The sequence below is a fragment of the Paeniglutamicibacter sp. genome (assembly GCF_046714615.1).
In the GTDB taxonomy this organism is placed as follows: Bacteria; Actinomycetota; Actinomycetes; order Actinomycetales; family Micrococcaceae; genus Paeniglutamicibacter.
In genome coordinates, this window is sequence record NZ_JBKKAP010000013.1 from 1 (window position 1) to 14,783 (window position 14,783).

The 14,783-nt window shown below is 58.5% G+C and carries 12 protein-coding genes; 5 read left to right on the top strand and 7 right to left on the bottom strand.

All coding sequences use genetic code 11. The features are described 5' to 3' along the window. Positions 1-555: 555 nt before the first annotated feature. Positions 556-1,575: an IS30 family transposase gene (locus ACLQ7E_RS01375; RefSeq protein ID WP_411730778.1), complete on the top strand. Its 1,020-nt coding sequence runs from the start codon at positions 556-558 to the stop codon at positions 1,573-1,575. Positions 1,576-1,679: 104 nt separating this feature from the next. Here ACLQ7E_RS01375 and ACLQ7E_RS01380 read toward each other — a convergent pair whose 3' ends face one another. Then, on the bottom strand, positions 1,680-2,537 hold the full coding sequence (locus ACLQ7E_RS01380; protein WP_411730736.1) for a DUF4062 domain-containing protein: 858 nt from the start codon (positions 2,535-2,537) through the stop codon (positions 1,680-1,682). A 123-nt stretch (positions 2,538-2,660) separates the two neighbouring features. Here ACLQ7E_RS01380 and ACLQ7E_RS01385 point away from each other — a divergent pair, with 123 nt between their 5' ends. The 3 genes from ACLQ7E_RS01385 to ACLQ7E_RS01395 all read left to right on the top strand — a co-directional run bounded on the left by ACLQ7E_RS01385 (position 2,661) and on the right by ACLQ7E_RS01395 (position 8,569). Beyond that, positions 2,661-4,244, top strand: a complete 1,584-nt coding sequence (locus tag ACLQ7E_RS01385; RefSeq protein WP_411730737.1) for an N-6 DNA methylase — start codon at positions 2,661-2,663, stop codon at positions 4,242-4,244. After that, positions 4,234-5,454: a restriction endonuclease subunit S gene (locus ACLQ7E_RS01390; protein WP_411730738.1), complete on the top strand. Its 1,221-nt coding sequence runs from the start codon at positions 4,234-4,236 to the stop codon at positions 5,452-5,454. Before ACLQ7E_RS01385 ends, ACLQ7E_RS01390 begins: the two co-directional genes overlap by 11 nt. 79 nt (positions 5,455-5,533) lie before the next feature. Beyond that, complete coding sequence (locus ACLQ7E_RS01395) at positions 5,534-8,569, top strand: type I restriction endonuclease subunit R (protein ID WP_411730739.1); 3,036 nt, start codon at positions 5,534-5,536, stop codon at positions 8,567-8,569. 157 nt (positions 8,570-8,726) lie between these two features. On the opposite strand, the gene ACLQ7E_RS01400 is transcribed toward ACLQ7E_RS01395, so the two are convergent. From ACLQ7E_RS01400 to ACLQ7E_RS01415, 4 genes are all read right to left on the bottom strand, one after another. Then, the gene (locus tag ACLQ7E_RS01400) at positions 8,727-9,200 is read right to left on the bottom strand and encodes a hypothetical protein (RefSeq protein WP_411730740.1); all 474 of its coding nucleotides are present in this window, start codon (positions 9,198-9,200) and stop codon (positions 8,727-8,729) included. A gap of 422 nt (positions 9,201-9,622) precedes the next feature. Further along, the gene (locus tag ACLQ7E_RS01405; protein ID WP_411730742.1) at positions 9,623-10,585 is read right to left on the bottom strand and encodes a hypothetical protein; all 963 of its coding nucleotides are present in this window, start codon (positions 10,583-10,585) and stop codon (positions 9,623-9,625) included. Between the two features lie 185 nt (positions 10,586-10,770). After that, entirely contained in the window at positions 10,771-11,007 is a 237-nt protein-coding gene (locus ACLQ7E_RS01410) for a hypothetical protein (RefSeq protein WP_411730743.1), read from the bottom strand. A 189-nt stretch (positions 11,008-11,196) separates the two neighbouring features. Next, positions 11,197-11,325, bottom strand: a complete 129-nt coding sequence (locus ACLQ7E_RS01415) for a hypothetical protein (RefSeq protein ID WP_411730744.1) — start codon at positions 11,323-11,325, stop codon at positions 11,197-11,199. A 152-nt stretch (positions 11,326-11,477) separates the two neighbouring features. On the opposite strand from ACLQ7E_RS01415, the gene ACLQ7E_RS01420 reads away from it, so the two are divergent. Beyond that, positions 11,478-12,548: a hypothetical protein gene (locus ACLQ7E_RS01420; protein WP_411730745.1), complete on the top strand. Its 1,071-nt coding sequence runs from the start codon at positions 11,478-11,480 to the stop codon at positions 12,546-12,548. Between the two features lie 49 nt (positions 12,549-12,597). Here the strand turns inward: ACLQ7E_RS01420 and ACLQ7E_RS01425 are convergent, their stop codons facing one another. Both ACLQ7E_RS01425 and ACLQ7E_RS01430 read right to left on the bottom strand, forming a co-directional pair. After that, positions 12,598-12,750, bottom strand: coding sequence for a hypothetical protein (locus tag ACLQ7E_RS01425; RefSeq protein ID WP_411730746.1), 153 nt, complete (start codon positions 12,748-12,750; stop codon positions 12,598-12,600). Between the two features lie 302 nt (positions 12,751-13,052). Continuing rightward, positions 13,053-14,783, bottom strand: coding sequence for a hypothetical protein (locus tag ACLQ7E_RS01430; RefSeq protein ID WP_411730747.1), 1,731 nt, complete (start codon positions 14,781-14,783; stop codon positions 13,053-13,055).

Sequence of the window (14,783 nt, forward strand, 5' to 3'; positions counted from 1 at the left end):
GTTCTGGACCGGACCGGCACCATCACCGCGGCGGCCCAGGAGCTGGGATAGAACATCAGCACTGCGCACAACTGGGCTGGCCGGGTCAATCCTGCCGGGAGAAAACCACGGGCCACGAAGACTGTGAAACCTGGTCCCGCGCAACGCCACCCAGCGGCGGTGATTGACGAGTTCCTGGGCCTGCTGCGGGAAGTCGGCAGCGTCAGCGTTGCAGCCAGAGAACTCGGCCTGAACTACTCCACCTGCTCCAACTGGGCCAAGGCCGCAGGCCTGGTCTCCGTCACTCGGCGACCGCCATCAAAGAAGCAGCTTGACTACCTCCGTCTGCGCCGCGAAGGGGCCGGGCGGAGAGACGCCGCCTTCGCAGTCGGCGCCAGCAAACCGAGCTCCTACGCATGGGACCGGCAACAGGCCGCAAACGACACGGCGGCCGCCGAGGGCCATACTGCGGATCTGCCGTATAAACAGGAAGTGACAACAACTTTTGCGGAACCTTCAGCCCCTGCGGCGCCACCGGGGCTAACAGCAGCGGCGGCAGAGCCGGAACCCGCCCCGGTGGCCTTGGAAGCCCTCGAGCAGCCCGTCAGCACCCGCTACCTCTCCCTGCCCGAGCGGGAGAGCATCGCTGACCTGCGATCGCAAGGAGCCTCAATGCAGGCGGTCAGCAGGGCACTGGGCCGTTCCGTGGGCACCATCAGCCGCGAAATCAAACGCAACAGCCACCCGGTGCTCGGCTACCAACCTTACGGCGCGCACCGCGCCGCCACTGCCGCCCGGGCACGGCCCAAGGACAGTAAGCTGGCAGAACCCGGGAAGCTGCGTGAGTACGTGGAAACCAAGCTGCTCACACGCTGGTCTCCAGAACAGATTTCGCATTTGCTGATCAAGGAATACCCCGATGACCCCGTCATGCGCGTGAGTCCCGAAACGGTCTACCAAGCCCTCTACATCCAGGCCCGCGGCGGACTCAAACGCGACGTCAAAGAGGCGCTACGCACCGGGCGAACCCGCCGCAAGAAGCACAAAAGCCCCGAGGAACGCACCTCCCGGTTCCGCGATCCGATGATCAATATTTCCGAACGTCCAGCCGAGATCGAAGACCGCGCCCTCCCGGGGCATTGGGAAGGGGATTTGATTACAGGCTCCTACAACCAGTCGGCGATCGCGACCCTGGTCGAACGCACCACCCGCTACGTCATGTTGATCCACCTGCCGGTGGACCACACCGCCGAATCGGTCCGGGACGGGCTGATCAAGACCATGGGCACCTTGCCTGAGCATCTGCGCGGTTCCCTTACCTGGGACCAAGGCGCGGAGATGGCCAAACACAAGGCCTTCAGCATCGCCACCGACATGGACGTCTACTTCTGCGACCCCGCCAGCCCCTGGCAACGCGGATCCAACGAGAACACCAACGGGCTGCTGCGCCAATACTTCCCCAAGGGAACCGACCTCGGCACCCACGGCCCCGAGGAGCTCGAACGGGTCAGCCGCCTGCTCAACGGACGCCCACGCAAAACGCTCGGCTGGGATACCCCAACCGAGCGCCTGCGTGAACTACTGTTGGCAGCCTAGCCACCAGGTGTTGCAACGACCCCTAGAATCCGCCAGTTGTGGCCGGGCTTCCCCACGTCCGCGGTGATCGGGCGCCAGCGATGATCCGCTTAACTGGTGCAGGCTCAGCCCACGTGGAAGTCTTTTTGCTTCTCTTGTCCATCTTCGACCCATCCGATCCGGACTACGGCCGCCCCAGAGCCGCTCATGCTATAGAAGACATTAACTTTTCGAGTCTGACCGCGATGAATCACCGTGGGTTCTTCAGGAGCAAGCAAGGTCATGCCGGAGTTGTCCCCCACTTTTTCATAGACGACTTGCTCGGCGTCTTGGTCACCCTGGTTGGTGATATCCAGCCAATTTCGCGTGGTATATCGGGGTTTCCCCTTGGCATCATGGCTGCTGAGCTCACGCGTCCTTTGTGGCTGCACAACGAAGTCCACACCCAGGTTTCGTTTCGGAGCCACAGGGCTGCCCAGGGCAAGCGTTTCAAGATCGTGCTCGATCGCTTTCCAGACCTCATAATTGAGCTCGCTTGGCGTGCTGAATTCTCCAAGCAGGCTCTTGCTTTGCATGTCTTTCTTGAAGTCACGCAAAGCAACCAGCTGGTCAACATCAACGTCGCTTGGTAACGGTGCGCTCGAGAAATACACGTGAACGGGTTTGCCCAAGCCCACTGCCCGCTCAATTTCCTCAGCAGTACCGGAAACGGCTTCACCGGTCGGGCTGCCAAGCCGGCTGCCGAACAGCGCGAAGACTATGTCCGACTCGTCAACCCCTTGGGCGTTGATGAGTGCTTGCGGGCGCCCGCCCACGACAGGCACGGATGAGGTCTCCCAGCGCCAAGGCAGGAGGACGACGTTGTTCTTCCGTGAATGGGACTGATTCCAGCTATAGATGGCTTCCTGGACCGCATCACGGGCCTCAGGTAGATCCGAGGGAGAAGCAATCATTACTCGCAGAACGTGCGCTGTATAGGCCATGCTCAGAGCCTATATGGCGTCCGGCCTGGGAATCGTCGAGACCTCGACAAGCATGCCGTCCGCATTACCGTCGATCGGTCATCGCCAGCCATGAAGCTGCAAAGCCACTCAATGAACTAAGGCGTGATTGAATTGATCGATCTGTCGGCTCGCCGCCAGAGCTCCAAAGAAGACAATGAATGGACCGATTTGACGCTCGCACCACTGGACCCAGCCCACCTGACTCAACAACAGTTGGAGTCAACGCTTTGGACAGCGGCTAACGCGCTTCGCGGCCCCGTGGACCCAAGTGACTTCAAGGCTTACGTCCTCCCCATCATGTTCTTCAAGTGGATCAGTGACATCTGGGACTACGAACACAACCTCGCCATGCTCGAGTACGGCGACAAGCTGACATCTGAAGTAGAAGCGGACCTCCACACTTTCGTAGTCCCTGAAGGCTGTCGTTGGGCCGACGTCTTTGAAACGACGCAGCACACCGGCGCGAAGCTTGACCACGTGCTGCAACAGCTACAGCTTGCCAACCCGGAGTCGCTGGCCAATGTATTCGGGGACGTCAATTGGGCCAACCAGGACCGACTCCCGCAAGGCGCATTGACCGCCCTGATGGATGCCTTCCATGGTGTTCGCCTAGACCCTGTTTCAGTGAGCGGTGACATGCTCGGCTCTGCTTACGAATACTTGCTGCGCGAATTCGCTGAAGCCTCCGGCAAGAAGGCGGGTGAGTTCTTTACACCGCGGCATGTGGTGCACCTGCTGGTGAAGTTGTTAGACCCGAAAATTGGTGACAGCATCGCTGACCCTGCCTGTGGCTCCGGAGGCATGCTCGTGGAAACCGTCCTAGCGGTCAAGGAGGCTGGCGGAAACCCGTTCACCTTGGAGCTTCACGGCCAGGAGATCAACCTGACCACCAGTGCGATCGCCAAGATGAATCTCTACCTCCACGGGCTCGAGGACTTCACCATCGCCCGTGGTGACACCTTCCGAACACCGAAGCTGCTGGACGGTGGCGGGCTGAAAAAGTTCGACATCGTCATCGCCAACCCGCCATTCAGTCTGCAGAATTGGGGCGCTGATACGTGGGCGACCGACCCGCATGGACGCGGGAAGTACGGTGTCCCACCGGCCAAGAACGGCGACTGGGCATGGATTGAGCACATGATCGCATCCATGAAAGACGACACGGGCCGAGTTGGTGTCATCATGCCCCATGGAACGCTGTTCCGCGGCGGCAAGGAAGGGGCGATACGCGAGGCAGTTCTGCGTGACAACGTCCTCGAAGCGGTCATCAGCCTTCCTAACAACCTCTTCTACTCGACGTCCATTCCGGTTGCCATCCTGGTGTTCCGCCACAACAAGCCCGCCGAACGCAACGGCAAGGTCATGTTTATCGATGCAACCAAGCGCTACTCGGTCGGCAAGAACCAGAACACCATGTCGGAGGAAGACATCGCGGTCATTGATGTCGCCTACAAGCGGGGCGTGGACATTGACGGTGACGACGGGCTCAGCCTTCGCCTCGTCGACTTGGCAGAGATCGAAGAGAACGGGTTCGACCTCAACATCGGCCGGTATCTCAAGGGCGAAACCGCGGCCGAAGCCAACGTCGAAGAAGCGTTGATCGCCTATAAGGAATCTCGCGAGCGGCTGGCCGCGGCCGAAGACATCCTTGCTCAGAAGTTGAAGGCGGCTGGCTATGACTTCTAATTGGGAGGTAGTCAGGCTCGCGGATGTTGCTATGATCAACCCGCCAACCTCGAAACTCACCCCAGAATCACCGTTTATCACGATGTCAGATGTCGACGAATGGGGTCGCTGGGCTTCAACTAGCGGCGCAAAGGGGTCACGTGGTGGCATTCGAGCGGAAGGCGGCGATGTCTTAGTTGCAAGGATTACGCCGTGCCTGGAAAACGGAAAGATTGCGATGGTCCCGCGGGATCTAGGGGCTGTAGGCGGATCAACAGAATTTATCGTACTCCGGGGCGGCGAAAAATCACTCTCGGAGTTCTTGTTTCTCTGGGCGTCCGAAAGTGGAACTCACGCTTCGGCAATAAACTTGATGGTCGGATCAACTGGCCGTCAACGCGTTTCCGCGAGCGACTTCGCTGCCCTGCCTATGTCGCTCCCATCTATTGCCGAGCAGCGGCGCATCGTTGATCTGATCGGCGCATTGGATGAAGCCATCGAGGCTGCTCAACAGGTTGCCGACGAGTGTGCCCAGTCTTGGGCATCGGCAATACTGTCGGAACTCTCACTAGTCGATTCTGATCCCGTAAAAGCTGAATCGATGTTTCGCCATGTCATCGGAGGCTCCTGGGGTTCTCCTCCAAGCGAAGAAGATACCAGGGTGCAGGCTATCGGCCCGTCATCCTACGCCGGTTCTCGCATCGATGTTGATTTGACGTTATCAACAGAAAGGTCCCTCTCTGCAAAGAGAGCAAAGGTCCGCTCGCTAGAACCCGGCGACATAGTCTTGGAGCGGTCAGGGGGGTCACCAACTCAACCTGTCGGACGCGTTATCCGCATGAGCTCGACCGAGACGAACGTCGTGCCTTCGGATTTCATGCGTTTGCTGCGCCCAGACCCTGAAGTTGTTGATTCCGCTCTCGCCTTCTGGATTATGTGGGCCTTGTATCGGTCAGATGCATCGCTCCCCTACCAAAAGTTCACTACGGGGATCCGGAACCTCAATATCCCCGACTACTTGTCCGGGGTTTCTGTGAGGATTCCACGGGTGGCTGGGGAGCAAGTTCGCATTGTAGAAATGGCCGAATCGTTTCTCGAAGCCCACGAAGCTGCCAAAGGCCACACCGAATCCCTGCGAGCTCTACGTTCCGAAATGTTGACCTCGTTGCTTTCCGGGTCTCACACCATTCCGGATTCCTACGACGCGCTCCTGAAAGCTGTCGACGCATAGGGGCCGGGTAATCTCCGCGCGGGTTTACTTCACGGTTGAGTAGGCTAAGTGCAGAAGTCCATTCGCAGGGGGAAATCACGTGGCAGGGTTCGACGAAGTGAACACAGTGCAGAAGCCAATATTGGATCTCTTGGTGCAAGCTGGTTGGAAGCATGTGCCCGGCCATCTACTCCCCCGGAACACCGAGGACACGTTTTTACATGCTAGTTTGAGCAACGCCCTAACCCGGCTGAATACTGCCATTACAGATGATCCATCCCGTGCAGACGAAATCCTTACCGTCCTGAAGCGGCGGATCCTTTCTGCCCGAGAAGACGGGACCGTTCAAACCAACCAGGCATTCCTGGAATGGATCCGCGGACTCAAAACGCATCAGTACCGGGGAACAAAGGGGTTCCAGCCCGTACAACTCATTGACTTCAATGACCAATCACAAAACTCGTTCATCGTCTCTGACGAGGTCACGTTCGGCACCCCGGGGTCGACATCACGATTCGATTTAATCCTGTGGGTAAATGGCCTGCCCTTGGTGGTCATTGAAACCAAGACGCGAGCAAGCTCACGCATCACCTGGCTGAATGCAGCAAAAGATATTCACGATGTCTACGAGGCCAAATGGCCTGGTTTCTTCGTCCCCAACGCGTTCTCCGTAGCCACGGACGGCCGAGAATTGCACTATGGATCAATTGGTCAGCCTACTGACTCCTGGGGAATCTGGGGGTCCACAGCAGACGATGCTCAACTTTCGGGTTGGGAGCGTGTGAAACGCAGTGTTGAGCTCATGCTTTCCCCCACAATGGTGCTGTCTATCGTCAATGAATTTACAGTTTTCGAAACTGTTAAACGAGCCGGCAAAGCCCCTCAACTCATCAAGATCGTTCCTCGCTACCCGCAAGTTGAAGCTGTCACCGCCATTCATGAACGTGCCTTGCATCGAACAAAACGACAAGGGCTCATCCACCACACCCAAGGCTCGGGAAAAACTCTTGCCATGTTGTTTGCGGCAATGAAGCTCGTCAAGGATCCGGCGCTTCGCAACCCAACTGTTGTGGCCATTGCCGATCGGATCCAGTTGGTGTCCCAAATGTCTGGCCAATTTGTTCGTGCCGGCATGGCCTCGATTGCCACGCCCGAAGACTCTCCCCGACTCCGGCAGTTACTTGAGCAAGACCGTCGCGGTGTCATCTTCTCCACCGTCCACAAATTCAAGAATTCCGGTCTACTCAGCAACCGAGAAAACATCATCGTTCTGGTCGATGAAGCGCACCGCACCCAGGAGGGGCAACTGGGCCAACACCTGCGCGCAGCATTCCCTCATGCGCGGTTCTTCGGATTCACGGGCACACCAATTGCGGATGATGACCGCAACACCTTTTCCTTGTTCGGTGACCCCGATGACCCTGGCCACGCGATGAACTCCTACAACAGTGATCGTTCGATTGCCGATGGCACCACCGTGCCCATTCATGTTGCCCCGCGCCTCGTTGACTTCCACATCCATAAAGAAGAGCTGGACCAGGCATTCGACGAACTTGCTGATGAAGAAGGGCTGGATGAGGAAGCGAAAAACTTCCTCGCCACCCGTGCCACCCAAACACGAACGTTCTTTGCCAACCCCGAGCGCGTCCAAAAGGTTTGCTCAGACATCATTAAGCACTTCTACTCCGCCATTGATCCGCTTGGGATGAAGGCACAAATAGTCGTTTTCGACCGCGGGTTGTGCGCCGACTACTACAACGAACTCACCAAACAGCTGGCAGCTCGATCCGAGAACGCGGATACGGACGAAGTAGCCGTTGTCATGTCAGTTCAGCCAAAAGACAATCAGGAATGGAACAAATTTCGCCTAACCAGCGCGGAAGAGGAACAGCTCCTGGACCGGTTCCGCACACATGGCGACAACCTGAAGTTCCTGATCGTCACTTCCAAGCTCGGCACTGGGTTCGATGCACCGGTTGAAGGGGTCATGTACCTGGACAAGCCGCTCAAAATGCACACGCTTTTTCAGACAATAACGCGCACGAACCGCACTTGGAGGAATCCAAAAACGGGGCAGGAAAAGTTGCATGGTTTGATTGTTGACTATGTTGGTCTCGGCGATGGGTTTGCCCGCGCAATGAGCCCTGCTGACCCCGAGCACGCACGCAAGCTACTCGACGCCGAAACTCTCGTTGACCAATTTGAAACCGAGATCAAGACGACGTTGGTCCGATTCGTTGGCATCGACAAAATGAAATTTGATTTTGAAACGTTCTCCGAGGCCACGAACCGACTACCAAATCAGGATGAAATAGCTGACTTCAGCGCCCAGTTCGGAATGTTGCAGGGCCTCTGGGAAGCCGCCTGGCCAAATCTAAGGCTCGAGAAGCACCAAGGAGACTACAAGTGGCTGGCCAAAATTTATGAGACGCTCGCACCCTCTGACGCAACCAAGGAACTTCTGTGGTTACGGCTAGGGGCCAAAACAATGGAGCTGGTTCACGGGCACATCGGTGACGTCACTGTGGATATTGGTGGAGTCGACATGATCATCGCTGACCAAGACACCATAAAGAAGCTGATTGACACCGGAGCCCTCGACCCGAAAAAAGATACGGGCAACCCTGTGCCAGTATCCACTGAAGAAGTCATTGACAACATCGCCAATCGACTCAAGCGACGTCTCGCAGGCGCCAACGGCGATCACGCGGTGTACCGATCGATCGCGGACCGGCTGGACAGAATGCGTGAACAGCGCGTCACGCGGGCCAAGGAAGGCGTCGAATTGCTGCAAGGGTTCCTTGCTATTGCCAAGGATCTTACCGCGGCGGAGAAAGCGGAGGACACCTCCGGCGCAGCCGGTCTAGACCTTCTGCCAAACCACCAGATCGGCGCACTGACTCAAATCTTCCACGAATTCAAGCCTGAGGGCACACCCATCATTCTCGAGAAGGTGGTCGTTGAGATAGATGAGGTAGTTCGGGAAGTAAGCAATGGCTGGGAGGGCTGGGCAAAAACCAAAGTCGGAGACCGCACTGTGAGGGGCTCGATCCGGGTCGTACTCAATCGCTACGGGCTGCCGCTGCAGGGCGACCTCTTCGACCATGCCTACGCATACGTCACCGAAAACTACTGAACACAGTTCGGAACCAAGGAAGATGCAAAAACACGGAGCGTGCTAGGTGCTTCCCCCTCAAGGAATGGCGGACAGCCGGTCGGCACAAGAGTGCACTCCCGTTGTAATCGTCCAACGCCAAACTCTGTCTCGATCAACCTGCTTCCAAGGCGTCTGTCTACCTTTCATCGCCGCCAGACCTCGGCCGGCCCGCTCTAAACCGTTGCAGCTGGGGGCGCCGGTCTGCCAGCATCACGACGGTGGCCGCAAGCAGGTGAATGACCATGGGGACACCGGAAATGGTGAAGTAACCCACCGGGAATCCCCAGAAGACCGGCTCACCCGCCAAAGCTCCGATAAACGCCGCACCCACCAGGTAGGCCGCGGCGGCAAGCCCATATGTCACGAAGGGGATGACTAGATCAATCCAGGAAGGGACGGCTGGAATCATGAACTTGTGCTGGACCGCCCCGACGCCCAGCACACCGCATATGGCTGCGCTCACCAGGAAATACGGGGCCATCAGGAAAAGGCTGAGGAACAACCAGGAGTAAGCCGGCTCCCTCACCAGCAGGGCCGTCGCGAAGGCAAAGCTGATCGATGCCGTGACCACCACGATGCCAAGCCGTCCACGGGATACAAGGTTGGCCATGATCTTTCGCCTTCCGCTTCAGGGCCGTGCACCACACGTTCCTGAGTCGATGTGCAGGTGCTTTGACCGTACCCGCCAGGATGAACACTTGCCATGGCAGGGCGAACTTCAAGCCTTCAAACACCGCTCTCGTGCACAGGGGCACTCTCCGTGAGCTGGACGCAAAGCAGCCACTCAATAGAAGTAGCCGGGATGATCTTGGGAGATTCGCCCACAAATGGCTAAGAGGAGTCGGGATGAAGCCAGGGGGCCGCATCCCGGCTCCGCATTCTTCTGCGTGATCACGGCAGCTTGGAGCGGGAACCCGTCGGAGCGTTCAGCCAGGACACCAGTTCCGCGATCACCACTCGCTATTTTGCGGCAGTGCATTCACCGGACTGCCGAAAGGGAGGACACCAATGCCTCGATGCCCTCCCCGCCCCTTAGGCGGCCGTGCCGAACACTTGTCGGGCCAGGTACTCAACTTCTGCCCGTGCTTTCATTGAGTTGTCTCGGGGACTCGTCTTGATGGACCCTCGGTCGAACAATGCCATGAGGGCACCGCCCGCAACCTTGGACTGGTTGTCACTGGCCAGGAATAGCAGCTGTTTGACACTGGAGGCCGATTTCAGTGCAGTGAACCTAATTCCGGGGGTGTTTGAAAGCACTGCTCGGCGCACCACATCCACATCATTCTTGTGCGTCTCCAACAATTTCAGTTCCTGCTCGGGGTCGAGCACCGGCCACATCTTCTCGGCTTCGGCTGGAGAGAAGAAATCGACCATGCCCGGATGCGTTTGCAGCTGAGCTTCGAAAGCAAGCTTCGCCGCATCGCCCCACTGCTCTGGCTGGCCGTACATTTGCTGCAGCTTGTCGTGAGCCTCGGAAGCTTCGAACAAGATGTTTGCAGACGATGTGGGCTTGACGGGTGGGGCGGCGGGGACTCGAGGCGCTAGAGGCTTGCGAGTGCGCTTTGCTGTGGTCGTGCGTGTGCGCTTTGCCGTCGCATCGATGACACCCAAGGCGACGAGGACTGCTTCATCTTGTGGCCGCATTTCGCCCTTCCTGGTGCGGACACCAGCTTTCAGTTGTGCAAGGATCTCAGGATCAGCGACTGCTGCGGCGTTGTTGGCCAAGGCCAGGCGCACCGAGGTAGCACGATCCTGGGAGGCAATCAACCATGCATCTCTGTCCGTGGTGCTGGCCGCCACAGCTGCCCTATTGGCGGCAACAGGGTCAAGGGATCCAAGGGTGATGAGGTGGGCGATGCGATCCATATTTTCGGGGGATGCTGAGCCGAGCTTGGATATGGCGAAGCCGCGATCACGGCGGTGGGCTGAAGATGTTGATTTGCCCAGGCAGCGGAGTGCGATGCTGTCTAGGGTCTCATGGGCTGATCTGCACATAGTTTGTTCCTTTTCGTTGTGTGGCGAAGCGGGACTGCAACTTCACACATACCCATGCGCACAACTTTTTTGTGGGATGCTCATCAGCCCAAAAGCACCCTTGACGTTGCGTCCCCCCCCATTGGTTTGGGCACAAAGAAACCCCCTTGGACTCGTGATGAATCCAAAGGGGCTCCCCGGGGCCGTTAGGCGGTAATCAGTGCCAGGAGTGTCTTCTTGGCGATGCTGGAGATGTCTCTGTTCTTCGAGGCGGCCAGGCGGTTCAAGTCCTCGACCGGCGTTAGCACGCTTGCGGCAGCCTCAAGACGATCCGCACCCCCTGCTCGCTTGCTCTTGAGCGACATGAGGAACGGGTGTCCACCACGGTCAACTGCCTTCTTTCGGTTTTCCTCGCTGAGACGGCTCCAGGATGGGATCGACATACCAACCATCATCAAGAAGATTTCGAAGGCCACCGGTCAAGATCTGGAATCGGCCGCACGGAAAGTTCTCGCTTCAACACCCATGCTCCTCGAATACGGGTACGCCCGGCTGGAATGGCTCAAAGTCCCCCGCACCTAACAAAAATCTCCAGAAGCAGGGCCCGCGCCGGTTGCATGGCCGGGGCCCTGCTATGCCCGGGAGGCGGTTTCGGCCAGCCGGTAGTAACCGCTCCATTGCACTCCATCGAACCAGCGGTTCCGGCCGCCGCCGATGTCGTACCATCCCGCGGGTGGCGAAGGCCGTGGCGTGCTGCTCATAGTGGTTCTCCTGGTGAACTAGTTTCAACACCGCTGACCATGCGCCTCACCTGGTGCGAGGATGCCGCCTCCAGAGAGGAAGCCTTTGCTGCCGAACTTCCGCCCAGGGAAGACTTCTTTGACGACGAGGGCCCAAGGGTGGTTTGATCTGAGTGAACGCACATTTTGGGTGCGTCACTCCAGGGGGAACCATCCGTAAAATACTTGCTGCCATTGTGGTCGCCATCTTCGCATTCACCGGTCTAATCGTCGGTGCGGTGCCAGCTGCGGCCGCCGAAGAAATCAGCCCACCGGCAAACCTGCGGATCGGCCCGGACTTTAGCGAGTATTGCGTCGGCCCCACGGTGAGTGAAGCGGACAAAAAGAGCATCGGGTGCACGAGTATTTTCATGTATTCCACCCGTACCTACCCGGATTCCATGGGGATGAGGGATCGACCCGTAAAAAATACGTTCCTGATCAAGAACCTCGCCACCGGCAAGAATGTGCCCCTCCGGGACTGGGGGACGATAACGGGAAATTACACCACCGAATCGTACATCTACCCGTCCGAGCCAAAGCTGAAACCGGGCCGCTACGAAGTCGAAATGAACTTGGATTTCCCTGCCGGATCGGTATGCCAATCGTATAACTGGTGCACTGCGGTCCCCCGCTACGTGGAAAAGCGAGTATTCCAGTTCACCTGGACGGGCAAAACCCAGATCGTCAAGCAGACCTTCAAGGCGACCGCCACCAAGAGCGCTTCTAAGACCGGGAAACACACCGCGTCGAAGTCCGCCTCGTACACGGGATCTGCGACGCACAAGGCGACAGCCACGGCCTCCTACAGGTACAAGGGAAAGACGTACAAGGCCACCGCATCGCACTCGGTGAAGGCAACGCACAAGACCACCATGGTCAGGAAAGCAACGGTGAGCAACGCCAAGCGGACCGCTTCGGCCACGAAGTCAGCCACGAGCATGATTTCACAGGCAGCGGCGAACAAAGCCGCAGCTGCAGCAGCAACTTCGGCTGCGGGGAAATCGGCTCAAAGTGCAGCCACCAAGGCCGCGCGAACCGCTGCAGAGATCCAAGCCAGCAACAAGGCCAAGCAGGCAATCACCGCCACGGTGAAGAGCCAGGCCCGCGCCAAGGCGAAATCCAAGCTCACCAAGCAAGTCAAAGCTAGCGCACTGAAGGTGGCCCAGGCGAAGGCGCTGCAAGCCGCCAAGAAGAAAGCCTAGCGCCAGACAGCAACATCAGTTGCCCGCCGGCGCCTAGCCTCGCCGGTGGTTAGCGCAGGAAAGGAATCGCCTTGGTGAGCGCCATGATGCGTTTCGCCCCATCCTCGGTCACGTCCCTGCGCCCCAACAGGTAACCGCGAATGGTCCGGCGGTCGATGTGCCCGTGGTCGAGTTCGCGGCGAATGGTTTCCGTATGCTTCAAGGGCAGATGCTTCGAGCTCCAGTCCTGTGCTGTGCCGCGGACAATGAGCCCCTCGAGGGCTTCCCGCGCGTCATGGGTAATGAGTTCCCTGGGGTCGCGCCACCCCAAGACGTCCTGGGCCCCGGTGGCTGCCGCCCCCGAACCGTTTCGATTCGAGGGTCCTTCCGGTTGGCTATTCGCCCAGTGCTTGGATCTGCGTTTGAGCGGTGCCCCCGGGCAGCGTAGCCCCCTGCCTCCCGGAAGGTGCAAGGCATGGGAAAGCCGCCGAACCGTGGATGATCCGGCGGCTTTCGAGGGGGGGGCTATTTGCTGGCGCTGAGGGCCAGCAGTTGGTTCGCGGAGAGTGTGCTCATCACCTGAGGGGTCTTCGGCGTCGGCTTTGGCTTGAATGTAGGCTCAGGATCTACACGCTTAACTGGTTTCCCCAGCTCAGGCTCGGCGACCTCGCAGCCTTCACCTGCATCTTCTGCACCTGGCTTCACATCGCCGAAGAAATTGTAGTTAGCGCGTCGAGCAAAGATTGGTGACTCGATGCCCGATACGGCCCATTGGAGCCAGCTGGTGTAGATCCCCTGGCCCGGCTCGCAGTGGAAGCGGAGCGAGCTGACGAGGCCATCAGGGAAGGTGTCCTGATCCTGGCTAAGCAGCGGCAGCCTGCGCTCCCGTGCCGGCTTGTCTCCAACCATGTCGGGCAACAGAGCGCCCACAAGGTCGGCGCTGGTGGACACCTGGGTGACGAAGCCTTCGCGTTCAGCTGTCATCCGAAGTTGGATTGCGGTTTCCTTGTCACCTGCAGCGAGCGTGTATGAGAGCGTCGTAGCCCCTGCGATTTTCTTTGCGTTGCGGTACCACTGGTAAGTGATCTTGGAATCCGAGGCCTTATGCGTGACCGATGGGTCGGCCCAATTCTCAGTGAAAGTGGTCGGGGCGTCGTAGGAAAGCGTTGTGCCGGCAGCTAGCCACGTTTCACCATTCCGCGCCGACTTGGCAAAGGCCTCGTAAGCGTGGAGGCCATTGACCTTCTGGCCATACAAGCTGATGGCGAAGCTGCGCTTTGAGGCTGACCACGAGAGCGTTTTGGTTACGGGAGTCACGCCGTTGGTCACGGTGACGCTCACTTCGAGCGTCTTGAAGAGCAGTGGCGTCTTGAATGACTGGCCGCTTTCCCCCTTGACTTCCTGCCCGTCAACGCGCCACACGACATCGGGAGCGGCATCATTTCCCTTCAGGGTGGTGATCTGGAAGGAGGCTACAGACCCGGGCCTGATCGTGCGTTCCGCCAGGGTGGTGGGCTGGATCTCCAGCTGAGCGCTGGGAATCGCTTTCTCGGGGCACACCAATCCATTGGAATCGGCGAAATACGAGTTCCGCGTTGATTCGTCGTAGAAAATTGCGCGAAGCTGAATTAGCTTTCCTGCAACGTCCGCGTCGCATTTGTACCTGCCGTCACTGATGGACCCTGTAGGTTCGCCGTTCACCACGGAAGCTACTGACTTCAGGACGGCATTGGGGATGGTGGAGGAAATGGAGCCCTCATTGAAAGTGAAGTACCACGTGGGGTCTTCCCCCTCCTTCTTCTCCACTTTCAGCTTCAGCGGAGGAATGGTGATTCGATCGTCGCGTACTGGCTTGGGCATGTCGCGGTATGCCGGGATGATGACCGTGTTGATCTGAAGATTCGGGCCGGCGTCCTGGGTGTTCCCGCTCCTATCGATAGTTTTGAAGGCCGTGATTGTCCGTGCGGTGCCGGTCAGCTCCACCATGACTGCACGTTCTCCGGTCGGTCCGTTCCAATCTTCGGAGATTCCAGTGTCCTTGATCCTGTAATTTCCGTCTGGCCATTCGCTCAGCGAGACGTAGGCGAAGAGATCGCCGGGCAGCACGGGATGAAGCGTCGCTATGGCCGATACGGCTTGTGGCGCCTCTACTGTCATGGTGTCCACCGGGGCTGCATGGACGACCGGGGTGATGGACAGGAGGAGGCCTGCGGCCAGGACGGCTACGGACAGGCGGGGAAAAGGGGACTTTTTCAT